Source organism: Rhizobium sp. WW22 (assembly GCF_047041135.1).
In the GTDB taxonomy this organism is placed as follows: Bacteria; Pseudomonadota; Alphaproteobacteria; order Rhizobiales; family Rhizobiaceae; genus Rhizobium.
Genome location: NZ_CP178199.1, coordinates 638,030 through 663,876, shown reverse-complemented (window position 1 = coordinate 663,876; position 25,847 = coordinate 638,030). Strand labels below are relative to the sequence as shown.

Below are 25,847 nucleotides of genomic sequence, written 5' to 3'. Positions count from 1 at the left end.
TCGATGCGGATAGCCAAATCGATCTTTATCCGTCCGGGCAGCAACGCCACCTACGGCACGGTGGCGATTACCCTGTCCTTCTTCGTTTTTGCCTACTCCTCCCGCTTCGGTCAGCCCTCGATCCTGCTCTACTACGCGCTGTGGTTTCCGCTTGTCATGATGGACTACCGGGCCGTACTTGGCAGCTATCACAGGCAGCTCTGGCTTTTTGCCTTCGGTTTCTTCACCTTTCTGTCGATCTTCTGGTCGGTCGTCCCCCCGACGACGGCACGGGCATCCATCCAGTATATGACGCATATCTTCTGCGCCCTGGTCGCCATGCGCACGCTCGATATCCGCACGCTGACACGCGGCGCGATCGTCGGCACCGGCATCGTGCTGCTCTATTCCATGTTGTTCGGCTACTATGCCTATGATCCCATAGACGGAACCTACAGTTTCGTCGGCGCCTTCGATTCCAAGAACCAGCTCGGCTTCTATGCTTCGCTCGGCATCTATTTCGCCTTTGCCGCCGTCTTCGTTCTGGGCGAGCGGCGGATTTGGATGATCGGTGCTGGAATTGCCGGTCTGTTATCGGCCTATTGCCTGCATGCCTCGGCATCGGCAACATCGGTTCTGACGACGATGTTGGTCGTGCTCTTGTGCGTGAGCCTGCGTATTATCCTATATCTGTCGCCCAAACAGCGGAAAAGGCTGTTTGTGACGGTAGCCGTGGTCGGGGTCATCCTTGCGGTCGCGGGCGTCTACCTCGGTGCGGTCGATCTCGTCCTCGGCGCCTTCGGCAAGGATTCCACGCTCACCGGGCGCACTTATCTCTGGCAACAGGGCATCGCGACTGCGCAGCAGAATCTCCTCTTCGGCGTCGGCTACCAGGCGTACTGGGTACAGGGCTTTTCTGAGCCCGAACGGCTGTGGGAGGAATTTTATATTGCCTCGCGCGCGGGCTTCCATTTCCACAACACCTATATCGAGACGATGGTCGAGACCGGGCTCATTGGTGTGTGCCTGCTCGCCTCCATCCTGCTGACGGCTGTGATCGGCCATATCAGCCGCTTTCTGAGCGATGTCAGAAACGACGAATCCTATCTGCTTCTGGGAATTGCGACGCTTTTGCTGATCCGGTCTTTCGTGGAGATCGATATTCTGAATCCGTACCATGTCGGTTCCTTCCTGTTCTATTTCATGGCAGGTAAGCTTTCCATGCGAACACGCATGCCTGCGGAGGTGCCCCCGCACATGGGCGAGCAGATGCCATTCGCGCCGCCGGTCAATTGGGAGCCGCGAGCGGGCCAATGAAGACGCTTTACGGCATCCAGTATCTACGCGCCCTTGCTGCTCTTGCGGTCGTGCTGTTTCACGCAGCCGAGCGCAGCGGCGGCCATTTCCGCATCGGCGCCGCCGGCGTCGATGTCTTCTTCGTCATCAGCGGCTTCATCATGTGGACCATGAGCGAGCGCCGTCCCGTGACGCCGCTGCGTTTCGTGCTCGACCGGCTGCAGCGCATCGCGCCATCCTACTGGATCGTGACCATCATCATGATTGCCGGCGCCGTGATGGGACTGTTTCCGAACATGAAGCTGACGGCGAGCCATATATTCGGTTCGCTGTTGTTCATTCCCGTCAGGTCGCCCAGCAGCGGCGAGATATGGCCTGTGCTGGTGCAGGGATGGACGCTGAATTTCGAGATGTTCTTCTATGTGATCTTCGCGGCCTGCCTGCTCCTGCCGCAGCGCCTGCGGCTCGGCAGCTTGATCGGCATCTTTGCCGCTTTCGTCGCGATCGGCGCTCTCATCCATCCGCAATCGCCGATGCTTGCCACCTATGTCAGACCGATTATTCTGGAATTCGTGGCAGGCGCAGTGCTTGCCCGGTTCTGGTTGAAAGGACATGTTCCTAGCATTGGCGTTGGCCTCGCGTTGGTGATCGTATCGATCGCCGGTTTTGCCGCCATCGAGCTGCTTGCCCTCGACTTCAACGAGATGACGTGCGGTCCGCTTGCCGTCGCCCTGGTCCTCGGCACGGTCTCCATTGAGCGCAGCGGCAAGCTGCCATCCGTCCCTCCCCTCACCTATCTCGGCAACGCGTCCTATTCGATCTATCTCTGGCATACGCTCGCGATCTCGGTGATCGTCAAGCTGCTGTCGTCGCTGCAGATACCGTCAGACGCCGTTACCTTCGTCAGCGTCATCTCCGGCACGCTCCTCGGCGTTGTCGCCTATGAAGCCGTCGAAAAGCCGTTGCGCAATCTGCTGAAGGGCCTGAGCTGGCGGAGATCCCGGCCCTCACCGGCCTGAGACCTGACGGGCTGCGCTTCTCGCTCTCATACCTGCTGGAGATCATCATCCATCGCCCCTACGTGCCACTTGCATTCGGGACTATATGGGCTCCGGTCGGCACCACGTTTTGGGCGATCGTCCAACCCGATCGTGAGGCCCTTGTTTCGAACAGCAATCGGGCGGGGTAGCCCGCCCGATTTGGCTGCATCGCGTATCAATTACACTGCTAAGCGCGGCGGCGGCGCAGCTGATCGAAATAGACGATGACGATGATCAGGACGCCCGTGATGATGCGCTGCCAGAAGGAGTTGAGGTTCAGCAGGTTGGCGCCATTGTTGATGGTCGCCAGGATGAAGGCGCCGATCAAAGGGCCGTAGACCGTACCTACGGCGCCGAACAGGCTGGTGCCACCGATCACCGAGGAGGCGATCGCCTGCAGCTCCCAGCCGTCGGCCTGGGTGGCATTGCCGATGGCGATGCGCGAGGCAAGCAGAATGCCGACGAATGCGGCACAGGTTCCCGACAGGATGTAAGCGAGATAGATCATCCAGTTGACGTTGACGCCGGACAGGCGTGCCGCCTCGCGGTTTGAGCCGACGGCGAAGAGATAACGGCCCCAGCGGCTCAGATGCAGGAAGATGACAGCCGGAATCGCTACCAGGATCACCATCCAGAACAGGCTCGGGATGCCCAGGAAATCGGACACTGCGAAATTGCTGAAATCGTCATTGACGATGTTGATCGTCGAGCCGTTGGTAATCAGCAGCCCTATGCCGCGAAGCGAGGTCAATGTCGCCAGCGTGATGATGAAGGGCGGCAGACCCATGCGCACGATGCCGAACCCATGAAATGCGCCGATCAGAACCCCGAACAACAAGGTAATGAGGATGGCGGACCACACCGGGAAACCCGCCTGCAACAGCCAGGCGATGATGACGGTACAGAAGCCGACGATCGCGCCGACGGAAAGATCGATGCCCGCCGTGATGATGACAAAGGTCTGGCCAAGCGCAAGAATGGCCGTCATCGAGCCCTGACGCATCAGATTGGTTATGTTGAGCGGCGTCCAGAACTTGTCGGTCCAGAATCCGAGAACAATCCAGAGCGCCAGAAGCAGCAGAATCAGCGTCAGGCTGAAGAGGATGTTCATCTTGCGCCGCGGCGCTACGGTCGGGCCTTCTGTCGTATTCGCGGCCATTTTTTTCTCCCTCTCTAGACTTGTTTATCGTTTAGACGCCAATCGCTTCGCCAAGAACTTCCTCATGCGTTGCCGCGTGGAAATCATGGCTGGCAACCAGCTGGCCGCTACGGAAGACGTGCAGGCGATCGGCCAGCTCATAGACTTCCGGCAGATAAGACGAGATCACGATGATGCCGGCGCCATCACGAAGCAGCTTGGCAAACAGACGATAGATCTCGGCCTTGGTTCCGACATCGACGCCGACCGTCGGCTCATCGAAGATGAAGAGCTTGGCGCCGTGGCTCAGCCATTTGCCGATGACGACCTTCTGCTGGTTACCACCGGACATGGCGGAGACCAGAACCCGTCGACTCGGCGTCTTGATGCTGAGATCGCGGATCTGCTTGTCCGCATTGGCCGCTTCGCTCTTGTTATTGATGATCGGGCCATGGCTCAGCCGCTCGAACACGGGCAGATTGATGTTGAGGCCGATCGGCAGGTTGAGACAAAGCCCCTGATCGCGCCGGCTTTCGGGCGCCAGTGCGATGCCGAGCTCCATCGCGTCGCGCTCGTTGCGGATATTGACCTTGCGCCCCTGCCAGTAGATTTCGCCTGCAGAAAGCGGTTGGCGTCCATAAAGACCGAGCGCGAATTCGCTGCGGCCGGCTCCGATCAGCCCGTAGAGGCCGACGATCTCGCCGGCACGGACGCTCAGCGAAACATTCTCGAAACCGGGACCGGAAAGGCCGCGCGTTTCTAGGATGGTGTCGCCGATCGGGATTTCTTCCTTGTGATAGATCTGATCGATGGAACGATTGATCATCAGCTTGATCAGCTCGTCGTCGTTGGTTTCTGCGATCGTGCGGGTGCCGACATGCGTGCCGTCGCGCAAGACGGAGACCCGGTCAGCGAGCTCGAACACCTCTTCCATGCGGTGGCTGATATAGACGATCGTTACGCCCTCGCCCTGAAGCCGACGGATCAGCTTGAACAGCTGCGCCGATTCCTGACGGGTGAGATAGGCGGTAGGTTCGTCGAAAATCAGAAACTGCGTACCGCGCATCGCGGCTCTTGCCGTTGCCACCAGCTGCTGCTGGCCGATCGTGAGCGAGCTCAAGAGTTCGCCGGCTGGCAATCCGAAACCGAGATCGTCGAGCACGGTCTGCGCCATCGCCACCATCTGCTTCTTGCGCATAAGGCCGAAACGATTGACCTCATCCCCAAGGAAGAGATTGGCCGCGACCGTCAGGTGCGGGCAGAGCACCACTTCCTGATGAACCGCGTTGATGCCGCGGGCGATCGCCTCGTTCGGCGTTGCGAGCGCAACCGGGTGACCACACCAGAAAATCTCACCCGCCGTTCTCGTAATGACGCCGGTCAGCAGCTTGATGAGCGTCGACTTGCCGGCACCGTTTTCACCGACAATCGCGTGAATTTCTCCTGCGAGAAACGTTATCGTTGCCGGCTTCAGCGCCTCGACGAAACCATAGCGTTTCTGCAGGCCCTTAAGCTCAAGGATGGGTGAACCGGCCCGAATGCGGTTTGCTTCTGTTTTGACGGTGTCGTCGTGCCGATGGCTGATTTCTTCCAGGCTCGTCATGGGGTCTCCTCGCTCTCTCATCGCCGCGCGGCCACCTTGGGAAAGCGACCAGACGAAAAAGCCGCGCCCGATTTCGCGGGCGCGGCCCTTAGACTTACTTGACCTTCGGGTTCAACAGAGCGTCGATCTTCGGATCGCTCATATTCGCCTTGGTGACGAGATTGGCGCCAGTGTCGACGTTGGCGGCAACCTTTTCCTTCTTGGAAGCGGCAAGCGCCGTCTTGATGCCATCGTAACCCATGCGGTAGGGATCCTGCACCACCAGGCCGGCAAGAACGCCCGACTTCAGGAAGCCGACGGTCTTGTCGTCACTATCGAAGCCGATGACCTTGATCTTGTCACCGAGCTTGTTTTCGGCGATCGCCTGGCCGACACCCTGTGCCATGATCAGGTTGGAGGCGAAGACGCCGACCAGTTTCGGATTGGCAGTGATCAGGTCGGTCATGATGTTCAGGCCGGTGGTTGCCTGGCCGTCCGCATACTTATCGGCAACGACCTTGAGGCCCGGATACTTGCTCTTGACCTCTTCCAGGAAGCCCTGGCGACGCTGGTCGAGAGAGCCGACACCCGGAAGGCTGGTGATGATGGCGATTTCACCCTCTTCCTTGCCGATAACTCCCTTGACAGCGGCGGCAAGACCGTCAGCGGCAATACGTCCGCCCTGAACGTTGTCGGTGGTCAGGAACGAGATGAAGGATTTGGAATCGGCGGCAGAGTCGATACCGACGACCGGCACGGACTTGGCGGCTTCATCCACAGGCTTGCCGAGCGCCTTGAACTCGGTCGGCGAAATGACGACCGCAGCCGGCTTGCCGGCGACGGCGTTTTCGAGAATGCTGATCTGGCCGTTGATGTCGGATTCCGATTGAGCACCGAGTTCCGGCACCTTCACGCCGAGATCCTTGCCTGCCTGGCGGGCGCCGGCAAGAACGATCTGCCAGTAGAAGGATGTCGTATCCTTGACAATGATCGGGATGGTCACGTCGGCCGCGAAGGACTGCATGGGCATCGCCATGGCGATGACAGCAGCGCCGGCAAGGCCGGCAAAGCTGCGGCGGGACAGAAGTGACTTGGCAATTTTCATCTGCTTCTCCTCTCAAAGCGCTCTATTCTCCTGCACACCCGCCGTTGAACGCTTACGGCTCGGTATCGTAACGCCCTGAGGCATCACGCTTGGCTCGGTGGAACTGCCACTGACGCCAAAACAGGCTTTCCTCCTCTACGAAGCCGCCTCTCCGGCCGGCTCGATAGCTCTCAATTTACTAGACTCTCACAGCCTCGTCTCCCAAAGGAGGCGCGACCACAGTCAACCCTTCGAATTCCTCATACAGGCGGTCGGGAAGCCTTGGCTCCATCAGCTGCATATTGCGAACAAGACTTTCGGGCTTCGCCGTACCGATCAGAACCGAGGCCACGCTGGGACTGCGCAGCGGGAACTGAAGCGCCGGCTGGGCAAGCGGCAGACCGTGCTTGCGGGCAATCTCCTCCATCGCTCCGACCTTGGCCAAAATATCCGGCGTCGCCGGCAGGTAGTCGAAATGCGCGCCGGGCACGGGTCCTGTCGCCAGAATACCGGAATTGAAGACGCCGCCCACGACCAGCGATGTTCCCTTCTTCTCGCAAAGCGGCAGCAGCTCGGCAACAGCTGAACGATCCAGCAGCGTGTAACGTCCGGCAATCAGGATGCAATCGATATCGGCAGCATGCATTACATCCAGGCAGACCGGTATCTCATTGACTCCGAGACCATAAGCCTTGATCGCGCCCGACGACTTCAACTCCTCAAGAGCTTTCAGCCCGGAGCCTAGAAGCTGGCCGAGATAGTGCTCATTGAGCGCTTTGCCGTGGGTATAGCCGCCGATATCGTGGACATAGAGAATATCGATGCGGTTAAGGCCGAGACGGGCATAACTGAACTCTACCGAGCGCATGATGCCGTCATAGGAATAATCATAATCGGCATCGAAAGGCAGGGGATCGACATAACCGTAGTTCGGCACCTTGTCGGTCGGCACCGGGCGCATGAGGCGGCCGACTTTCGTTGACAAAACATAGCTGTCTTCAGGCTGATCACGCAGGAAATCGCCGACGCGACGCTCGCCGAGGCCGAAGCCATACCAGGGAGCAACGTCGAAATAGCGGATGCCGCTGTTCCATGCGGCCTGCAGGGTCGCCATTGCCTGGTCGCGGGGGCAGGCGCGATAGAGGCCGCCCAGCGCCGCAGCGCCAAAGCTAATCTCTGTGACCTCAAGGCCCGTCCTGCCGATTGTTCTCGTCTGCATCACCTCTCCCTTGTGATGGCCGCCATTTCAATTTCGGTGGCGTTAACGGAGGCTCTCGACATCCATCGCCATTGATTTTGTTTTTTATCTACAATAAACATTTTGGTGTCAACGAGGAAATCATGGGGACCGTCGCGGGAGACGACGGAAACTGCGGTTTCGACAGAACTCCTGCAATTGACTGCCATCGGGACATGGTTCAGACAGCGCCACCGGCAAAGAGCGGCGACGAGACGTGAGGGGGAAATGGCAAGGCAAAACACGCTCTTCAAGGAAGCCTATAATCGCTATGCGGCTCGCTTGAAGCTCGATACCGAGCTGCCGAGCGAGCCTGAAATCGCAGCCGAACTTGGCGTCAGCCGCAGCACGGCGCGAGCGATCCTCATGCGTCTAAGCGACGCTGGCATCATTCTGTGGAACAAGCGGCAGAAGACAGTGCTTCGCCTGCCGACCCAGGCCGATTTCTTCCCTAAGGAAGAAACCGATTCCCTGCACAATATCATCGAGCGCAGCTTCATGACGCGCATCATGTCCGACGAAGCCCAGCCGGGCATGCAGATCAACGAGCTGGAACTGGCGCGCGAAATCGGCACGGGCACCTCCGTCGTTCGTGAATTCCTTATCCGTTTCAGCCGCTTCGGCCTGATCGAGAAGCGGCCGAACAGCCACTGGATTCTCAAGGGCTTCACCAGCGAATTCGCACTCGAGCTTGCCGACGTGCGCGAAATGTTCGAGCTGCACTCGGCGGCCGAGTTCGGCCGCCTGCCGGCCAATCATCACGCCTGGGAGGATCTCAAGGCGATCGAGCAGGAACACCATGAACTGCTTAAAGATTTCGACGCGCACTACCGCGATTTCTCGCGCCTTGACGAAAAATTCCATCTCCTCATCCATCGCGCCTCGAAGAACCGCTTCATCACCGAGTTCTACGACGTCATTGCCATCATTTTTCACTATCACTATCAGTGGAACAAGGCGTTTGCCCGCGAGCGGAATGCCCGCGCCGTGGCGGAGCATCTCGACTATATCGAAGCGCTGCAATCGCGCGACCAGCAAAGGATCGATGCCGCCTGCCGCCTGCACCTTGCCTCGGCGCGACAGACGCTGTTGCAGTCGATCCCGCAAGCCGCAGGCGAAATTGCCGGCTCCGCCGCCTGACCGCAGGCCGGCAGCGCGTTATTTTGCGGTAAAGCTCACGCTTTGACGGGCAAAGCGCGGAGATGAGACTTCGAGCTTGATCGCACCGGCTTCTCCTGTTGCCTGCAGCCAGAAACCCGTGGTCCCGCTCTGGAATGCCACCGTTTCCGGCCCGATGACCTTCGCCGGGCCATCAACCTTGATCGTGATGGCTTCATTGAGAAAGGAAGACGCGAGCCGGCCTGATCGAGCGCGCTAACGATAACGCGCACCGTATCGCGCTCGCCTGCACGCAGGGTATCAGAATCGGCTTCTACCTGCAGCGAGGTCGGCAGCGGATTGGCGACCATGTGTTGCTCCACGGCCGGCTTGCCGCCGATATAGCCGGTGAAATGCACGTCCTCCCACTCCATGCCCCATACGCCGAGTTCGTCCGGCGTGAAGGAGCGGTGATCGAAAACGACGGGCGGGTGCGGTAGATGCGGGAACGTTTCCCGGTCCGGACCGAGACGCTTGGTCAGAGAACCGTAGCGCAGCTCGACCTCGTCGCAATTGGTGAGCACGATCAGCGGCAGGGCGCCGCCGATATTGCGCTCGCCGCGTGCCCAGATCGTGACCGGCTTCATGACGACCTCTTCGGAGGGCTCGCACTGGCTGGCATAGACATAGGCGGCGAATTTCGGCTCGCGGAACATGTCCATGACGCCGTGATAGCAGATTCGGTCGCCCGAGCCGAAATCGCTGTGGGTGTTGTAGTCGAACATGCACCAGCCGATCGCGCCTGAGATCGATGGATCACCATAGGCGGCATTCAGAACTTCCAGATGCCGGCGCACATGCTCGGCCTGGCGCTGCTCCTGATCGTAGATCTTCGTCGGATACATATGGCCGCCGAATTCGGTGATCAGATAGGGCACATCCTTGGAAAGGCCGGTATTTTCCTGCTGCGGCCTCAGCGGCGTGCGCGGCCGGTTGGCGCCGGGCAGTTCCTCATTGCCGAGGATGAAATCGTTCATCGTATAGACATCCTCGAGCATTTCGCTCTCGGTGATGTAACGCACGCCGCCGGTCTGGCGGGTCGGATCGAGCTCGCGCGCCAGCCGGTTCGTCTCTGTGTAGAAATCATGCGAATCCTGGGATTCGTTGATACGCACGCCCCAGATGACGATGGACGGATGGTTCCAGTCTCGCTCAATCATCCGGCGTACATTGCGGATCGATTCCTGCTGCCATTCCTTATCGCCGATATGCTGCCAGCCGGGGATTTCCTCGAAAACCAGCAGGCCGATACGGTCGCAATGATCGAGGAACCATTTCGACTGCGGGTAATGCGAGGTGCGCACGATATTGCATTTCAGCGTGCGCTTCATGATTTCGGCATCGCGCTCCTGGGCGGAACGGCCCATGGCATAGCCCACATAGGGGAAGGCCTGATGGCGGTTGAGGCCGCGCAGCTTCAGCTTCTTGCCATTCAGCAGGAAACCTTCCGCGGTGAAGTTCGCCGTGCGGAAGCCGAAAGTCGCGGCAAGACGGTCCATCCCGTGCTCGCTCGCAAGCTCCACGTCGGCGGAATAGAGGACGGGATTGTCGAGCTCCCACAGCGAAAGGCCGGAAAGGTCGGCGAAGCGGAGCGTCACGCTTTCACCCGAGGTGTCAGCCTGGCCGGAAGCGATGGCTACGCCGTCGGCAGATCGCAAAGTAACCGTCACCGTACCTTTAAAAGCAAGATTTTGCGGATTGGAGATGTCGCAGCGCACCGTCGCGGATTTGCGGTCGGAAAGGACATCCGTCGTCTCGACCTTGATGTTGGCGACGGAGACGGGCGCGGCAACCTTCAGCCAGACATCGCGATAGATGCCTGCATAGGTGAGATAATCGATCCGACCGCCGAAAGGCGGGATCTGCGGGTTCTCGCTGCCGTCGATCTTGACCGTGATCAAATTCTCACCCTTGCGCAGGCGGCCGGTCAGGCGGGCCTCGAACGGCGTGTAGCCATCCTTGTGGGCGACGATTTCCTCACCGTTCAGATAGACGACGGCATCGGCCATGGCCGCATCGAAGATCAGCGATACTTCGCGGCCTGCGAAGGCCTCGTCCCAGTTGATGATCTTCTGATAGGTGAAGGCGCGTTGATAGGATTTCTCGTCGAAATAATTGAAGGGCAGTTCGACGGCCGTATGCGGCAGCGTAACACTCTGTCCTTCCTGCTGGCGACCGGCATCCTCGGGCGAAAACCCTTCATGAAACGTCCAGGATTCATTGAAGGCGACAACAGAACGCATATTCAATCCTATCGATTAAGCCCGTCGCATCGGATGACGAACAGATGTTGCTGGGAAGTCAGGCATGCGGCGAGGCAGGCGGGACGCCGCGGGGCGATATCTATACAGGCCCGCCGCCGTTGCGCAATGCGACCAGTTGGCGGATTTCGATTTTCAAGGCATACAAGCGATAGCAAGGATGCCGACCTATCATGGATCTATCGGCTCCGCGCGTTCTTCGTCTCCTCGACCGGACTGCGCACGGCGGCATACATGCCTGTCGTGCGGAACTCCGTCGGATTGATGCCGTAGATGCGGCGAAATACCTTGGAGAAATAATTGGCATCGTCGAAGCCCGACATGATCGCGACTTCCTTGACGGGAATGAAGGCAGCCTTCGTCAGCAGCTTCGCCGCGCGCTGCATCCGTTGTTGCAGCACGAATTCCGCCGGCGGCACGCCTTCGCTCTCGGCGAAGACGCGCGAAAAATGCGCGCGGCTGAGACCGCCCACCTTTGCAAGCTCTTCGACCGGCAGCGGCTTATCGAGATTGGCATTGATGTGGTCGATGACAATCTGCATGACGGAGCGGTCGGCAGCAAAGGCATGCGAGCCGAAGACGTCGTCATAGAGCGCCATGGCGGCTTCATAGGCGATCGCCGAAGCCGAAGCCGGCGTCGTGGCGCCCTTGACGAGCCGAAGGCTGCAATCGGCAAGATGATCGATGGTCGCCTGCTGCAGCTTCAACACCGGACCGGCTGCGGCGAGGATCAGCCGATGGATGCGCAGCGCTTCCTCGCCGTTCATGGAAATCCAGAAATATTCCCAGCGCTCCCCCTTCTCCAGCCAATAGCGATGATTATGCGGCACGAGAACGAGCAGCGTATCACCGGCATTGACGCGATAATTACGGCTTTCATAGCGCAGGCGACCCGTGCCGCTGATCGTGTGCTGTAGGACGGTGAACGGTGTGAGGCCGCGCCGTCGTCCATCCCAATCATAGGGTTCGTCGTCGCGGATTTCATATCCCGCACTGGTCGGCATGGCGTGCAAGCGGTGGCGTCCACGCGGCAGGGAAACCGTCCGCATGACCTGTCCGTTATCGATCAATTCTTGCAGCACAAAATTACCCTCAAAAGCATAATAGTTCTCTGTTCGCCTCCGTGATTATAGGCATAATCCCGCCAGAAAACAGCGCATGCTCGCCGGCGAGGAACGGCGATCGGAGGAAAAATCACGATTTCGGCCAGTTTCGCAATCGCTGCGATCATGGACCAAAATGCTGTCGATTTCCCTGCCGCTGCTTATTCGATCGACTTGAAGGTGAGGATCATGAGTTTCAAAATCGCTATTATCGGCGCCGGCAGCGTCGGCTTCACGAAAAAGCTGTTCACCGACATTCTCTGCGTGCCGGAATTCCGCGACGTCGAATTCGCGCTGACCGACGTAAGTGAGCACAATCTGACGATGATCAAGGCGATCCTCGATCGCATCGTCGAAGCTAACAAGCTGCCGACACGTGTCACGGCCACGACGGATCGCCGCGCGGCACTGTCAGGCGCACGCTATGTCATCAGCTGCGTGCGCGTCGGCGGCCTCGAAGCCTATGCCGAAGATATCCGCATCCCGCTGAAATACGGCATAGATCAATGTGTCGGCGATACGATCTGCGCCGGCGGCATTCTCTACGGCCAGCGCAACATTCCGGTCATTCTCGATTTCTGCAAGGATATCCGCGAAGTCGCAGAGACGGGTGCCAAGTTCCTGAACTATGCCAATCCGATGGCGATGAACACCTGGGCGGCGATCGAATACGGCAAGGTCGACACGATCGGCCTTTGCCACGGCGTCCAGCATGGAGCCGAACAGATCGCCGAAGTGCTCGGCGCGAAGGACAAGAACGAACTCGATTATATCTGCTCGGGCATCAACCATCAGACCTGGTTCGTCGATCTGCGCCTTAACGGCCGTAAGATCGGCAAGGATGAACTGATCGCAGCCTTCGAGGCGCATCCGGTCTATTCAAAGCAGGAAAAGCTGCGTATCGACGTTCTCAAGCGTTTCGGCGTCTATTCGACGGAGAGTAACGGACACCTATCGGAATACCTGCCCTGGTATCGCAAGCGCCCCGACGAGATCAACAAGTGGATCGACATGTCGGACTGGATCCATGGCGAGACTGGCGGCTATCTGCGTCACTCCACCGAAACACGCAACTGGTTCGAGACGGAATTCCAGCAGATTCTCGATAGCGCCTCGCAACCGATCGACCCGGCACGCCGCTCCAATGAGCATGCCAGCCATATTCTCGAGGCGTTGGAAACCAATCGCGTCTATCGTGGCCATTTCAACGTCAAGAACAATGGCGTCATCACCAATCTGCCCGCCGATGCCATCATCGAGTCACCCGGCTTCGTCGATCGCTTCGGCATCAACATGGTGGCGGGAATTACTCTGCCGGAGGCATGTGCAGCGACCTGCATATCCTCGATCAACGTTCAGCGCATGTCGGTCCATGCCGCTATCAGCGGCGATATCGACCTCTTGAAGCTTGCCGTCCTGCATGATCCGCTGGTCGGTGCCGTCGCCACACCGGAGGAGGTTTGGCAGATGGTCGACGAAATGGTCGTCGCGGAAGCGCGCTGGCTGCCGCAATATGCCCATGCGGTCGATGGCGCAAAGGAGCGTCTGTCGCAGGGCAAGGTCAAGACGCGTGACTGGAAGGGTGCGGCAAGCCGCAACGTACGCTCGATCGAGGAATTGCGGGCAGAAAAGGCCGCGTTGAAGCAGGCCGGCTAACGAACAGCAGATCGGAAGACAATGGCTGCGGCGGCAGAGGGGTGATAGCCCGCCGCAGCCGGCCGTCTTCCGTTTTACGGGAGGAACGCGACGCCTCGAACGGAAAGCTCGCGATATTGGGAGAGAGAACAAGATGAGACATTTTCGACCGATCGGCCTTCTCGCCGCGTTGACGATTGCCACATCCGCGATCGCTATCAGCGCCTATGCAGCCGAGCCGACAGTGCCGCCCGTTCCGCCGGTTTTCCCGGCTGAGGGCAAGATCAAATATGTCGAGCGCAACTCCATCCTGGAGTTCAAGGCGCTGCCGGAATATCACGAGCCCGCCTGGGTCACGGACAAGTTCGTCAAGACCGGCAAGCTGCCGCCCGTCAAGGATCGCCTGCCGAAAGAGCCGCTCGTCTTCAAGACCGGCAACATGCCCGACGGCATCGGCGTCTACGGCGATACCATGCGCCATGTTATCGGCGGCAGGCCGGAAGGCTGGAACTACGGCGCCGGGCAAACCCAAGGCTGGGGCGGCATCGACATCGCCCTTTCGGAGTGCCTGACGCGCACGGCTCCCCTGTTCCAGGTAGAGGCCAAGGATACCGAACCGCTACCGAACCTTGCCAAGGGCTGGGAATGGTCGTCCGACGGCCATAAGCTCACCATGCATCTGATCGAAGGCGCGAAATGGTCCGACGGCGTGCCCTTCAATGCCGATGACATCATGTTCTACTGGGAAGACGAGGTCATCGACCCGAACGTCTCGCCGCTTGGCGGCGGCGCATCGCCGGAAGCTTTCGGCGAAGGAACGACGCTGAAGAAGATCGACGATTACACCGTCGAATGGACGTTCAAGGATGCCTTCCCGAAGCAATATCTCTATACGATGGCCTATCCGAATTTCTGCCCAGGCCCGTCGCATATCCTGAAGCCGCAGCACCCGAAATATTCCAAGAACACCTACGATCAGTTCAAGAATGCTTTCCCGCCGGAATATATGAACATTCCGGTCATGGGTGCCTGGGTTCCAGTCGAATACCGGCCGGATGATATCATCGTTCTGCGTCGCAATCCCTACTACTGGAAGGTCGACGAGAAGGGTAATCAGTTGCCCTACCTCAATGAGCTGCACTACAAGCTCTCGACCTGGGCGGACCGTGACGTGCAGGCTGTTGCCGGTTCTGGTGACATTTCAAACCTGGAGCAACCGGAAAATTTCGTCGCTTCGCTAAAGCGCGCCGCACAGCCCGATGCACCGGCTCGTCTTGCCTTCGGCCCTCGCCTCATCGGCTATAACCTGCAGATGAATTTCTCCGCCAATGGCTGGGGCAGCCCCGATCCCCGCGCTCAGGCCGTTCGCGACCTGAACCGCAATGAGGATTTCCGCAAGGCCGTTACGATGGCACTGGACCGCAAGGCCCTCGGCGAGTCACTGGTCAAGGGCCCGTTCACGGCGATCTATCCGGGCGGTCTTTCCTCCGGCAGCAGCTTCTACGATCGTAATTCCACCGTCTATTATCCGTTCGATCTTACTGCGGCTAAGGCCGAGCTTGCAAAGGCTGGTCTGAAGGATACCGACGGCGACGGCATCGTAAACTTCCCGGCGGGCGTCAACGGCGGCAAAGATGTCGAGATCACCCTGCTGGTCAGCAACGACTACACCACCGACAAGAGCCTGGCCGAAGGCGTCGTTGGCCAGATGGAGAAGCTCGGGCTGCGCGTCATCATCAATGCGCTCGACGGACCCAAGCGTGACGATGCCAATTACGGCGGCCGTTTCGATTGGATGGTTCGGCGTAATACTACGGAGCTCGCCTCGGTCGTCCAGAATACGGAGCAGCTCGCACCTGTCGGTCCCCGCACGAGCTGGAACCATCGCGCGGGTGCGGATGGTACGGTTGATCTCATGCCCTTCGAAAAGGACATGGTGGATGTCGTCAGCAAATTCACGACATCGAAGGACAACGACGAACGCGTGGCTTTGATGAAGCAGTTCCAGAAGATCTCGACGGGACACCTCTACAATATCGGTCTGACCGAATATCCAGGTGCACTGATCATCAACAAGCGCTTCTCCAACGTTCCTCCGGGCACGCCGATCTTCCTGTTCAACTGGGCAGAGGACTCGATCATCCGCGAACGCCTTTGGGTCGCGGCCGACAAGCAGGGCAAGTACGAACTCTTCCCAGAAGAGCTTCCGGGCGCTCCTGGCAGCCCCGGTCCGATCAAGTAAGGTCGCATGAAATACCCATGGCAGCCCGTATGATGCCGGTTGCCATGGGGCTTGAAACATCCAGCGATCAGCTGTCGCCGGGATAGAATTGAACCGCTGGCGTATATCATCCCGATGGGACGAGACCGCCGACAGCATCAAGAGAAGCGAACCGTTCTATGTTACGATTCCTGCTCGTGCGAATAGCCTCCGCCATTCCCGTGCTCTTCATCCTGAGCGTGGTGACCTTTGCGATCATTCAGGCACCACCCGGCGACTACGCTGATTACATACGCTCGCAATTGATGAACCAGGGCGGTGCATCCTTCGCGCAAGCCGATGAGCAAGCACAAATTTACCGCCGCGAACATGGGCTCGACAAGCCGCTGGCCGTTCAATACGTCAACTGGATCGGCGGTATCGTCACCAGGGGCGATTTCGGCTACAGCATGTTCTACAACAAGCCCGTCGCCGATGTCGTTGGAGAGCGCCTGCCGCGAACCTTGGCTCTCGCGCTGGTCTGCCACATCTTCGCATCCGTTCTCGGCATCGGTTTCGGCATATGGGCAGCGACACGGCAATATAGCTGGATCGACAGCCTCCTGTCGGGCATTTCCTTTTTGGGCATGACAGTACCGCGCTTCCTGATGGCGCTGATCATCGTCTATCTTCTCGTCTTCCAGCTCAACGTCTCGGAGATCGGTAGCTTCTTCTCGCCGCAATATGGCGGCGCGCCCTGGTCCTGGGCCAAGTTCGTCGACTTGGTCAGGCATGTCTGGCCTGTCGTTGCGATCGCGACCTTCGGCGGCCTCGCCTACAATATGCGCGTCATGCGCGGCAATCTTCTCGACACGCTGAATGCTCAATATGTGGAGACCGCGCGGGCGAAAGGCCTTTCGGGCGGCGCCGTCGTCATGCGCCATGCGGTGCCGAACGCGCTGCATCCGCTCGTCATGTATCAGGGCGTCGTCCTGCCTTACATGCTGACCGGCGAGATCGAGACTGCCATCATCTTCACGCTGCCGACCGTCGGCCCGGCCATCGTCGGCTCGATGGCGATCGGCGACGTCTATGTGACGGCAACCTTCATGATGGTGCTTTCGGCCACCCTCATCATCGGCAATATCATCGCCGATATGCTGCTTGCGCTGCTCGATCCGCGTGTCCGTCAACAGGGAGGAATACACTGATGCTCGCCTTCAGCAACTCCCCGCCATCGCCGGAAGAAAAGATCCAGCACAAAAGCGGCAATGAAAGCTATATCGCACTGGTCTGGCGGCGCCTGAAGCGCTCCTGGACGGGCATGAGCGGTCTCGTTCTCGTCATCCTGCTGCTGATGATGGCGATCTTTGCCGAATTCGTCGCGCCTCTCGATCCGAAGGCGACCGATACCGGATTCGCGCCGCCGCAGGTCATCAGTTTCCATGACAAGGACGGCAACTTCGTCTTTCTGCCCCGCGTCTATGCGCTTGCCGAGACGACGGATCTCGACCCGGTCACCTTCCAGCCGATCGTCGGGCCGGACTATGACCACCCGCGCCTACTTGGCTTCTTCGTCAAGGGTGATCCCTACTATCTGTTTGGTCTGATCCCCGGCAACCGCCATCTCTTCGGCGCGATCGACGGCGGTCCGGTGCATTTCCTCGGCACAGACAAGTTCGGACGCGATGTGTTGTCGCGCGCCATCTATGGCTCGCGCATCTCGCTGATGATCGCCTTGACCGTGGTTTCCATCGTCACCATCGTCGGCACGACGATCGGCATGATCTCCGGTTATTTCGGTGGTGCGGTGGACGCCTGGATCCAGCGCTTCGTCGAAGTTGTACTGGCTTTCCCGCAAGTGCCGCTCTATCTGGCGCTGACCTCCCTGATCCCGGTGACTGCGCCTACGAACGTCTTCCTCGCCTTTGTCATTATCGTGATGTCGGCGCTCGGCTGGGCGCAGATGTCCCGCGAGGTTCGCGGCAAGACGCTAGCGCTGGCGCGGATCGAGTATGTCCGCGCCGCGATGGCGGTCGGAGCAACCGACTGGCGCATTATCCTGCAGCACATCCTGCCGAACGTCATGAGCCACGTCATCGTCGCGGTGACGCTTGCAATTCCAAGCGTCGTACTCCTGGAATCCTTCCTCGGCTTCCTGGGTTTTGCCGTCAAGCCGCCACTGATCTCATGGGGCCTAATGCTGCAGGATACGTCGACCTATTCGGTCATCGGCTCCTATCCCTGGATCCTCTCGCCCGTCGCCTTCGTTCTCGTTACCGTCTTCGCCTTCAATGCGCTCGGCGACGGCCTGCGCGACGCAATCGACCCCTATTGAGGAGAACGGATATGGCTCTCGCACTCGTCAATCCCTATGCTCCCGACACTAGGCACGATGCCGGCGAAAAGACCACCTCGCCCGTCATCGACGCCCGCAATATTGCCGTCAAGTTCAAGGTCGAGGACGGCATGGTCGATGCCGTCAAGGACATCACCTTCCAGCTTTATCGCGGAGAAACCATCGCGATCGTCGGCGAATCCGGCTCCGGAAAATCGGTAACGGCCCGCACTGTCATGGGCCTCCTGACCAAGCGTGCCGTGGTTTCAGACAAAGCCGCCGTTCATTACGACGGCAAGAACGTGCTGAAATTTTCGGAGAAAGCACGGAGGCAGCTGCGCGGCGACCGCATCTCGATGATTTTCCAGGAGCCGATGAGCTCGCTCAACCCGATCTACACGATCGGCAGCCAGATCGTCGAAGCGATACGGGTGCACCGCAAGGTCAGCCGCCGCGATGCCGAAAAGCGCGCGCTCGACCTTCTGAAGCAGGTGCAGATCCCCGAGCCGGAAGCGCGGCTGAAACAATATCCACACCAGCTCTCGGGTGGACAGCGGCAACGCGTGATGATCGCCATGGCGCTCGCGAACGATCCGGACGTGCTGATTGCCGACGAGCCGACGACGGCGCTCGATGTAACCGTGCAGGCGCAGATCCTGAACCTGATACGCGACCTGCAAAAGCAGCTCGGCATGGCGGTCATCCTGATCACCCACGACCTGACGGTCGTGCGCCAGTTCTCCGATTACGTCTATGTGATGCAGCATGGCGAGATGCGCGAGCACAATACGACCGAAGCACTCTTTGCCAATCCGCAGCATCCCTACACGCGGCATCTCCTGACGTCGGAGCCGCGCGGGCATGCAAAGCCGCTGCCGCCGAATTGCGACACGGTGCTCGAAGGCAAGTCCGTCAAGGTAGCCTTCATGCTGCGTCACGGCAGCTTCTTCAAACCCGACATGCGCGAGCTCGTCGCCGTCGGCGGACTGAATCTTGAGCTACGCCGCCACGAGACGCTCGGCCTTGTCGGTGAATCCGGCTCGGGCAAGACCACCTTCGGCCAGGCGCTGCTGCGCTTGATCGATACCGATGGCGGCGAGATTTTCTTCGATGGGCAGCCGATCCACGGCCGGTCGCGCGCCCAAATGCGCCCCTTGCGCTCGCGCATGCAGATCGTCTTTCAGGATCCTTTCTCGTCGCTCAATCCGCGCATGACCATCGGACAGATCATCGGCGAAGGGCTGGTGGTCAACAATATCGGCGCGAACAAGGGCGAACGGCTGGAGCGGGTGAAGGACGCACTTGTCAGCGCCGGCATGCCGGCCAATATTCTCTCGCGCTTCCCGCACGAGTTTTCCGGCGGCCAGCGCCAGCGCATCGCGATTGCCCGCGCCATCGCGCTCGAGCCGGAATTCATTCTGCTCGACGAGCCGACTTCGGCCCTCGACCTTTCCGTCCAAGCCCAGATCATCGACCTCCTGCGCAAGCTACAGGACGAGCGGGGTCTGAGCTATCTCTTCATTTCCCACGACCTCAAGGTCGTCCGCGCCCTTTGCCATCGTGTGATCGTCATGCAGCACGGCAAGATCATGGAGGAAGGGCCGGTCGAAGAAGTCCTATCGCATCCCAAGACGGCTTACACCGAACGCCTTGTCAGAGCGGCGTTCGAGGTGGCTTCATAGCATTCAGGAGAATTTGACATGACAGGCACTCCCAAGATCACATTTATCGGAGCCGGTTCGACCGTCTTCATGAAGAATATCATCGGCGACGTCTTGCAGCGCCCGGCCCTGGCAGGAGCCAGGATCGCGCTGATGGACATCAATCCGCAGCGGCTGGATGAAAGCGCCATCGTTGCCCGCAAGCTCGCCTCGACGCTTGGCGCTCCGGCCACGGTCGAGACCTTTACCGATCAGCGCAAGGCGCTTGACGGCGCACATTTCGTCGTCGTCGCCTTCCAGATTGGCGGCTACGAGCCCTGCACGGTCACCGATTTCGAGGTTCCGAAGAAATATGGCCTGCGCCAGACGATCGCCGACACGCTCGGCGTCGGCGGCATCATGCGCGGCCTGCGCACGGTTCCGCATCTGTGGAAGATCTGCGAGGATATGCTTGCGGTCTGCCCGAATGCCATCATGCTGCAATATGTGAACCCGATGGCGATCAACACCTGGGCGATCGGCGAGAAGTACCCAACGATCAAGCAGGTCGGCCTTTGCCACTCCGTGCAGGGCACGGCGATGGAGCTGGCTCACGATCTCGACATTCCCTATGACGAGATCCGCTATCGTTCCGCCGGCATCAACCACATGGCCTTCTATCTCGAATTCGAGCACCGCCAGGCGGATGGTTCCTACCGCAATCTCTATCCGGATCTCGTGCGTGCCTATCGCGAAGGACGCGCACCGAAGCCCGGCTGGAACCCGCGCTGCCCGAACAAGGTGCGCTACGAGATGTTGACCCGGCTCGGCTACTTCGTCACCGAAAGTTCCGAGCATTTCGCCGAGTATACGCCCTACTTCATTAAGGAGGGCCGCGAAGACCTGATCGAGAAATTCGGTATTCCGCTCGACGAATATCCGAAGCGCTGCATCGAGCAGGTAGCGCGCTGGAAAAGCCAGGCGGAGGAATATCGCACGGCGGAAAAGATCGAGGTCAAGCAGTCGAAGGAATATGCCTCTTCGATCATCAATTCGGTCTGGACCGGCGAACCCTCTGTCATCTACGGCAACGTCCGCAATAACGGCTGCATCACCTCACTGCCGTTCAATTGCGCAGCCGAAGTCGCCTGCCTCGTCGACGCCTCCGGCATCCAGCCGACCTATGTCGGCGACCTGCCACCGCAGCTGACGGCCTTGATCCGCACCAACATCAACGTGCAGGAACTGACGGTAAAGGCTCTGATGACCGAGAACCGCGAGCACATCTATCACGCCGCTATGATGGACCCGCATACTGCAGCGGAACTCGATCTCGATCAGATCTGGTCCCTCGTCGACGAATTGCTGTCAGCCCATGGCGACTGGCTGCCGGAATGGGCACGCGGCAATCGCAAGGTTCAGGCCGCCTGAAGCCACTCTCCCGGCTTGCGGCGCAAAGGCCTCGCGGTGCTGCCGCGGGGCCTTCCATTTTTACCGCACCGGAGAAAATGAAAATCCAAAACGCAGGCGAATATTGCCCCCGATAACGGATGGCAAAGCACATTCGCCTGGGTTAGAAAACACACGCAGTTTGGAGGAGACGAACGACATGGCGAGCTCAGATACATTCACCACCGGAACCTTTGTCGGCCGCATCTGGCGCCCGGATGTGGAAGGTCCTGCCCTCGTCACCCTTCGCGATGGCACGCTCTATGACATCACCTCGAAGGACGCGCCGACCATGCGCGACCTGCTGGAGAAGGATGATCCGGTCGCTTTCGTGCGCGCGCAAAAAGGCGAGGCCGTCGCAAAGCTTGATGATTTGCTGACTGCCAGGGCTGATGCCGCATCCGTCCATCTTCTCGCCCCTATCGATCTGCAGGCGATCAAGGCCTGCGGCGTGACCTTTGCCCGCTCGATGCTGGAGCGCGTCATCGAAGAGCGCGCAGCCGGCAATCCGGACCTTGCCGAAGCGATCCGCGGCAAGGTGACGGCGCTGATCGGCGACAGCCTGCGCAACTTGAAGGCGGGTTCGCCGGAAGCCGCCAAGGTCAAGGCGGCGCTGATCGAGGAAGGTGTCTGGTCGCAATATCTCGAAGTCGGCATTGGACCAGATGCGGAAGTCTTTTCCAAATCGCAGGTCATGTCCTCCGTCGGGCAAGGTGCGGATGTCGGCCTGCATCCGATCTCCAAATGGAACAATCCCGAGCCGGAAATCGTGCTTGCCGTCGATAGCCAGGGCCAGGTCAAGGGCGCCACCCTCGGCAACGACGTCAACCTGCGCGATGTCGAAGGCCGGTCTGCTTTGCTGCTCGGCAAGGCCAAGGACAACAATGCCTCCTGCTCGATCGGCCCTTTCATCCGTCTGTTCGACGAGACTTACTCTCTCGATGACGTTCGCAACGCCGATCTCGACCTCAAGGTCGAAGGTGAGGACGGCTATGTGCTGCATGGCCGATCGTCGATGAAGGAGATCAGCCGTGATCCGCTAGATCTCGTCTCCCAGACCATCGGCCGTCATCATCAGTATCCCGATGGCTTCGTGCTGTTCATGGGAACGCTTTTCGCCCCTGTCGAGGATCGCGACACGCCCGGTCAGGGCTTTACCCACAAGGTCGGAGACATCGTTACTATCTCCAACGACAAGCTCGGAGCGCTGCGCAACCGCGTGCTGCTGTCGACTGAATGCGCGCCATGGACGTTCGGCGCCTCGCATCTGATGCGCAATCTCGCGCGGCGCGCATTGATTTGAAACGCCAGCCACCGAACGCGAGACTGGAAATATGCAGTTTCGCGTTCAACTCTGCGGCACCGATGGGTTCGCGATATTAAAATGAGGCGCCCACTGTTCGAAAGCAAGAGCACCTGGCCCCTCAATCTCAATGGGTGGACATCGACTGCGGCTGGTCGAGGCGGCTGCGCACGGCGGTCAGTTCGGAGGTCGTGTGGTTGAGGCGGTCTGCGAGCACGCGCATGATCTCGACGGCCATTTCCGGGAAATCGCTGAGCAGCTTCAGGAAATGTTCCTTGCTGATTTTCAGCGCTTCAAGCCTTGAGGTCGCCTTCACAGTAGCAGTACGGGAGACATCGCAAAGGATTGCGATTTCCCCGACGATGGAGTTGATGTCGACTTCGGCAACCTTGATCTCGCCGGCTGGGCTATCGACGAGAATATCAGCAGTCCCTGAAAGAACAACATAGGCCGCGTCACCTTGATCTCCCTGATGAAACAGAGTTTGGCCAGCATTGTAGCTGACGCGATCGGACGTGAACGCCAAAAGTTTCAATTTCGCGGGCGCGATGCGCGAAAAAATCGGCACCCGCTTCAGCATTTCAACTTCATCCTTCAGAAGCATGAGCTTCAATACCCCCAGTGTTCGGCCCCAGACGCCACTGTCGAGATAGGATATTACGATAACAGTTCTTTGAACATACCGTTTTTCTCTAAAAGATCAGTGGTAGAGCCGTTTTCAACGAGACTGCCGTGATCGAAAACCAGCACACGGTCGAACAATTCGGCAAAACTAGGGTTGGAGAGAACCCAGATGATCGCCGGCGCATAGTCGCCGCTATGGAGTTCGCCCAGAATGGCCCTCGCGATCTGATCCTGAACACGATGGTCGAGCGCCGGCAGCGGGCGATTGCAGATGATGTAATCGGCACGTTTCAAAAGGGCGCGACCCAGATTGAGTTTCTGGCGCTGCACGTTTGTCAGGCGCTTGCCGCCCGAGCCGACGTCGAAATCCAGCCCGATCGACAGAACGCCGTCATGCATGCCGAGACGCCCGAACACATCATACATGATCTGGTGGATCCGCTCCGGCGCATTCGCCTGCTGATGCGCGATGCGACCGAACAGCACGTTGTCCATGAGGGTCGCCGACGCAGTGAAGCGATCCGGATCGTAGCGCTCGATGACCTTGGCAAGATCGGCTGGAATATTCTCGTAGAACTTCGCGCGCGCCTGCACGATCTTTTCCATGAGCACCTGCGTCAGAAGACCGAAGCGGTGACGCGGTTCGATATAGGAGAAGCTCAGGCGGATGATGGCCGCACGCTCGTCGTCGGTAGCCGCCTCATAGCCCTTGCCGTTCAGCTTCTGCAGCAGCGCCTCATAGGTCGGGATGTCCTCCGCCGTCATGAAGGTCAGCTGCTGGAAGAACGGATGGTCCGGCGGCAGGTCCGTGAAGAGTTCGACTGCGTTTTCGGCAATCTCCAGGCCCATATCGTACAAATCGGATACCAGACCGGTTTCGGCGAATATCTGCCGGAAATAGGGATGAGCCGCCAGCTTGCGATTGGTCATCTGCGGCCGTTTCAACGTACCGAAAAGCAGATTTTCACCGACCGTCGCCTGCGGATTGTAAGCATCGAACTCGAAGGGAACCACGAGATCCTCGAGCTTTTCCTCCTCAAGCCGGGACCGCAATGCCTGCCGCAGTTCGACGATGCGCGACGTCAGATCCTGGTGTGTGGCCGCATCGACATTCGAGCGCAAGGCCATGTCGAAAATATCCTGCGACATGGCGACGGCATCGAGAACCGGACGGATTGCGGAATAGATATCATCCGGCCCCGTTGCACCGGCAGCGGCATAATCCACCCAGTCGCTATTGAGATCGAATTCCGGATTGGCCGCACGACGCGCCTCGGCCATGCTCCATTTGACCTTTGCCGCCTCATCCTCGCTGTAGACGGGGGCAGCGAGCGGCGCATGCTTGAGACCATAGAGCAGATTGCTGCGCAAGGTACCGTGAAAGAAGAACGTTTCGGAGGAAGCGTAGGCGATGCGTCGCCCGATGAGGGATTCCGGCAGTTCCAGAATATCGTGGCCGTCGATCGAGATGCGGCCGCTATCCGGCCAGGTCAGGCGACCGAATGCCTCTGCAAGATATTCGCCGCCCGCACCGCTGTCGCCAACGATCGCCACCCTTTCGCCGGGATGAATTTCAACCGAAACGTGATCCAGCACGCGCGCACCGCTGTCATCGACGATGGTGACGTTGGTTGCGACGAGAGAATGGGTTATGCGGGCCGCGGGTGCGGGCGAAACCGCCTGGATTTTCGGATCGATCAGATGGTCGACGCTGAACTGTTCGACCACCTGATTGTATTTTACCTGAACGTCCTGACGCGACTGATCCCAGTCGATCAGCTCCTTCAGCGGCCCTGGCAGATCCTTATAGGCATTGATGACGGCGACGAGCTGACCGATGTCCAGGCGACCCTGCAGTGCCAGGAAACCGCCGATCAGATAGAACAAAAACGGCGTCACCTGAGCGAGGAAGTTATTGATGAATTTGACCAGGAACTTCCACTGGTAGAGATCGTAGCGGATCGAGAAGATCAATCCGAGCCGGTGCGCAATATCGGCGCGCTCCAGGTTTGTCGTATCGTTGGCATGGATGGTGCCGATGCCATCGACGATTTCGCCGACACGGCCGGAAAGCTCGCGTGCCGTCAGCTGCCGCTGGCGCCCGAGTTCCAGAAGCCGCTTGCGCATGCGCGGAATGACGATCGCCTGTACGGCGACAATTGCCGCGGCGATCATGCCGAGCCAGAAATTCTGCATGATGATGAAGACGAGCGCCGTCACCGCCTGGCCGCCGAGAAGCGCCGGCTGCACGAAGGCATCGCCGGTGAAGCCGCCCATCGGCTCCACCTCATCCTTGATCATGGTGGCGATTTCGGCGGGCTTGACCCGCTTGAAATGGGACGGCGGAAACCGCAACACCCGGTCGATCAGCTCGAATCGGATACGGCGGAGCATGCGCTCGCCGAGCCGCCCCTTGTAGGTATTGATATAGAGCTTGAAGAGGCCGTTGAGCACGACGAGTGCCAGAAATACCATGCTCAGTGCGACGAGCATCGACATGCGCGTCAGCTGTACGCCCTGAAAAATTTCGACATGGCCGACGAGCGGCACATTGAAGGCGATGTGCATGAAGGTCTGCGTGTCGCCGGGATGTTCGAAACCCTTGCCCTGGATAGGCCCGTTGACGATCTGCTTCGGCAAGTCGAAGGACAGGAAGTACGGGATCATCGAGGCCGCGACGACGAGCAGTATCCAGATCTGCTCCAGCCGGGTATTCGACCAAATGTAGCGTGCTAGGCTTTTTTCCATTGCTTACTGCAGGCTTTCAAATTCAACGCCCA

General features: G+C 59.2%; 17 protein-coding genes and 1 pseudogene. 10 read left to right on the top strand and 8 right to left on the bottom strand.

Annotated elements, in window-relative coordinates; translation table 11 throughout:
• Positions 1-3 precede the first annotated feature (3 nt).
• Together ACK83U_RS22010 and ACK83U_RS22005 are read left to right on the top strand one after the other, a co-directional pair.
• Positions 4-1,296, top strand: a complete 1,293-nt coding sequence (locus ACK83U_RS22010) for an O-antigen ligase family protein (protein ID WP_112608740.1) — start codon at positions 4-6, stop codon at positions 1,294-1,296.
• The gene (locus tag ACK83U_RS22005) at positions 1,293-2,294 is read left to right on the top strand and encodes an acyltransferase family protein (RefSeq protein ID WP_112608738.1); all 1,002 of its coding nucleotides are present in this window, start codon (positions 1,293-1,295) and stop codon (positions 2,292-2,294) included. Before ACK83U_RS22010 ends, ACK83U_RS22005 begins: the two co-directional genes overlap by 4 nt.
• A gap of 208 nt (positions 2,295-2,502) precedes the next feature.
• On the opposite strand, the gene ACK83U_RS22000 is transcribed toward ACK83U_RS22005, so the two are convergent.
• The 4 genes from ACK83U_RS22000 to ACK83U_RS21985 all read right to left on the bottom strand — a co-directional run bounded on the left by ACK83U_RS22000 (position 2,503) and on the right by ACK83U_RS21985 (position 7,338).
• Positions 2,503-3,474 (bottom strand): ABC transporter permease, encoded by a 972-nt coding sequence (locus tag ACK83U_RS22000; RefSeq protein WP_112335828.1) that lies wholly within the window; start codon positions 3,472-3,474, stop codon positions 2,503-2,505.
• 31 nt (positions 3,475-3,505) lie between these two features.
• A complete protein-coding gene (locus tag ACK83U_RS21995; protein ID WP_112608736.1) occupies positions 3,506-5,056 on the bottom strand; it encodes a sugar ABC transporter ATP-binding protein in 1,551 nt (516 codons plus the stop codon).
• A 94-nt stretch (positions 5,057-5,150) separates the two neighbouring features.
• A complete protein-coding gene (locus tag ACK83U_RS21990; protein WP_112608734.1) occupies positions 5,151-6,140 on the bottom strand; it encodes an ABC transporter substrate-binding protein in 990 nt (329 codons plus the stop codon).
• Positions 6,141-6,318: 178 nt separating this feature from the next.
• Positions 6,319-7,338, bottom strand: a complete 1,020-nt coding sequence (locus tag ACK83U_RS21985; protein ID WP_112608732.1) for an aldo/keto reductase — start codon at positions 7,336-7,338, stop codon at positions 6,319-6,321.
• Between the two features lie 246 nt (positions 7,339-7,584).
• Between ACK83U_RS21985 and ACK83U_RS21980 the strand changes: the two genes are divergently transcribed.
• Positions 7,585-8,496, top strand: a complete 912-nt coding sequence (locus ACK83U_RS21980) for a GntR family transcriptional regulator (protein WP_112399597.1) — start codon at positions 7,585-7,587, stop codon at positions 8,494-8,496.
• Between the two features lie 18 nt (positions 8,497-8,514).
• On the opposite strand, the pseudogene ACK83U_RS21975 reads toward ACK83U_RS21980, so the two are convergent.
• A pseudogene (locus ACK83U_RS21975) lies at positions 8,515-10,757 on the bottom strand (glycoside hydrolase family 2 protein).
• 197 nt (positions 10,758-10,954) lie between these two features.
• Positions 10,955-11,857: an AraC family transcriptional regulator gene (locus ACK83U_RS21970; RefSeq protein ID WP_112414136.1), complete on the bottom strand. Its 903-nt coding sequence runs from the start codon at positions 11,855-11,857 to the stop codon at positions 10,955-10,957.
• 210 nt (positions 11,858-12,067) lie between these two features.
• On the opposite strand from ACK83U_RS21970, the gene ACK83U_RS21965 reads away from it, so the two are divergent.
• The 7 genes from ACK83U_RS21965 to ACK83U_RS21935 all read left to right on the top strand — a co-directional run bounded on the left by ACK83U_RS21965 (position 12,068) and on the right by ACK83U_RS21935 (position 22,443).
• A complete protein-coding gene (locus tag ACK83U_RS21965; RefSeq protein ID WP_112609141.1) occupies positions 12,068-13,534 on the top strand; it encodes an alpha-glucosidase/alpha-galactosidase in 1,467 nt (488 codons plus the stop codon).
• Positions 13,535-13,667: 133 nt separating this feature from the next.
• On the top strand, positions 13,668-15,755 hold the full coding sequence (locus ACK83U_RS21960; RefSeq protein ID WP_112608728.1) for an ABC transporter substrate-binding protein: 2,088 nt from the start codon (positions 13,668-13,670) through the stop codon (positions 15,753-15,755).
• A 158-nt stretch (positions 15,756-15,913) separates the two neighbouring features.
• Positions 15,914-16,924, top strand: a complete 1,011-nt coding sequence (locus ACK83U_RS21955) for an ABC transporter permease (RefSeq protein ID WP_112399601.1) — start codon at positions 15,914-15,916, stop codon at positions 16,922-16,924.
• Complete coding sequence (locus tag ACK83U_RS21950; protein ID WP_112608727.1) at positions 16,924-18,051, top strand: ABC transporter permease; 1,128 nt, start codon at positions 16,924-16,926, stop codon at positions 18,049-18,051. Before ACK83U_RS21955 ends, ACK83U_RS21950 begins: the two co-directional genes overlap by 1 nt.
• A gap of 11 nt (positions 18,052-18,062) precedes the next feature.
• Positions 18,063-19,733: an ABC transporter ATP-binding protein gene (locus tag ACK83U_RS21945; RefSeq protein ID WP_112608725.1), complete on the top strand. Its 1,671-nt coding sequence runs from the start codon at positions 18,063-18,065 to the stop codon at positions 19,731-19,733.
• An 18-nt stretch (positions 19,734-19,751) separates the two neighbouring features.
• A complete protein-coding gene (locus ACK83U_RS21940; RefSeq protein WP_112608723.1) occupies positions 19,752-21,122 on the top strand; it encodes an alpha-glucosidase/alpha-galactosidase in 1,371 nt (456 codons plus the stop codon).
• A gap of 178 nt (positions 21,123-21,300) precedes the next feature.
• On the top strand, positions 21,301-22,443 hold the full coding sequence (locus tag ACK83U_RS21935) for a fumarylacetoacetate hydrolase family protein (RefSeq protein WP_112608721.1): 1,143 nt from the start codon (positions 21,301-21,303) through the stop codon (positions 22,441-22,443).
• Between the two features lie 127 nt (positions 22,444-22,570).
• Here the strand turns inward: ACK83U_RS21935 and ACK83U_RS21930 are convergent, their stop codons facing one another.
• Positions 22,571-23,047 (bottom strand): cyclic nucleotide-binding domain-containing protein, encoded by a 477-nt coding sequence (locus ACK83U_RS21930; protein WP_112609139.1) that lies wholly within the window; start codon positions 23,045-23,047, stop codon positions 22,571-22,573.
• Positions 23,048-23,100: 53 nt separating this feature from the next.
• Positions 23,101-25,815: an ABC transporter ATP-binding protein gene (locus tag ACK83U_RS21925; protein ID WP_112608719.1), complete on the bottom strand. Its 2,715-nt coding sequence runs from the start codon at positions 25,813-25,815 to the stop codon at positions 23,101-23,103.
• Between the last annotated feature and the right edge of the window lie 32 nt (positions 25,816-25,847).

Excerpts from the sequence above, each read along its gene's own strand:
- ACK83U_RS21950 (WP_112608727.1), top strand. The coding sequence starts at position 16,924 with ATGCTCGCCTTCAGCAACTCCCCGCCATCGCCGGAAGAAAAGATCCAG.
- ACK83U_RS21955 (WP_112399601.1), top strand. The coding sequence starts at position 15,914 with ATGTTACGATTCCTGCTCGTGCGAATAGCCTCCGCCATTCCCGTGCTC.
- ACK83U_RS21995 (WP_112608736.1), bottom strand. The coding sequence starts at position 5,056 with ATGACGAGCCTGGAAGAAATCAGCCATCGGCACGACGACACCGTCAAA.
- ACK83U_RS21945 (WP_112608725.1), top strand. The coding sequence starts at position 18,063 with ATGGCTCTCGCACTCGTCAATCCCTATGCTCCCGACACTAGGCACGAT.
- ACK83U_RS21930 (WP_112609139.1), bottom strand. The coding sequence starts at position 23,047 with ATGCTTCTGAAGGATGAAGTTGAAATGCTGAAGCGGGTGCCGATTTTT.
- ACK83U_RS21990 (WP_112608734.1), bottom strand. The coding sequence starts at position 6,140 with ATGAAAATTGCCAAGTCACTTCTGTCCCGCCGCAGCTTTGCCGGCCTT.
- ACK83U_RS22000 (WP_112335828.1), bottom strand. The coding sequence starts at position 3,474 with ATGGCCGCGAATACGACAGAAGGCCCGACCGTAGCGCCGCGGCGCAAG.
- ACK83U_RS21960 (WP_112608728.1), top strand. The coding sequence starts at position 13,668 with ATGAGACATTTTCGACCGATCGGCCTTCTCGCCGCGTTGACGATTGCC.
- ACK83U_RS21965 (WP_112609141.1), top strand. The coding sequence starts at position 12,068 with ATGAGTTTCAAAATCGCTATTATCGGCGCCGGCAGCGTCGGCTTCACG.
- ACK83U_RS21925 (WP_112608719.1), bottom strand. The coding sequence starts at position 25,815 with ATGGAAAAAAGCCTAGCACGCTACATTTGGTCGAATACCCGGCTGGAG.
- ACK83U_RS21940 (WP_112608723.1), top strand. The coding sequence starts at position 19,752 with ATGACAGGCACTCCCAAGATCACATTTATCGGAGCCGGTTCGACCGTC.
- ACK83U_RS21935 (WP_112608721.1), top strand. The coding sequence starts at position 21,301 with ATGGCGAGCTCAGATACATTCACCACCGGAACCTTTGTCGGCCGCATC.
- ACK83U_RS21985 (WP_112608732.1), bottom strand. The coding sequence starts at position 7,338 with ATGCAGACGAGAACAATCGGCAGGACGGGCCTTGAGGTCACAGAGATT.
- ACK83U_RS21980 (WP_112399597.1), top strand. The coding sequence starts at position 7,585 with ATGGCAAGGCAAAACACGCTCTTCAAGGAAGCCTATAATCGCTATGCG.
- ACK83U_RS22005 (WP_112608738.1), top strand. The coding sequence starts at position 1,293 with ATGAAGACGCTTTACGGCATCCAGTATCTACGCGCCCTTGCTGCTCTT.
- ACK83U_RS22010 (WP_112608740.1), top strand. The coding sequence starts at position 4 with ATGCGGATAGCCAAATCGATCTTTATCCGTCCGGGCAGCAACGCCACC.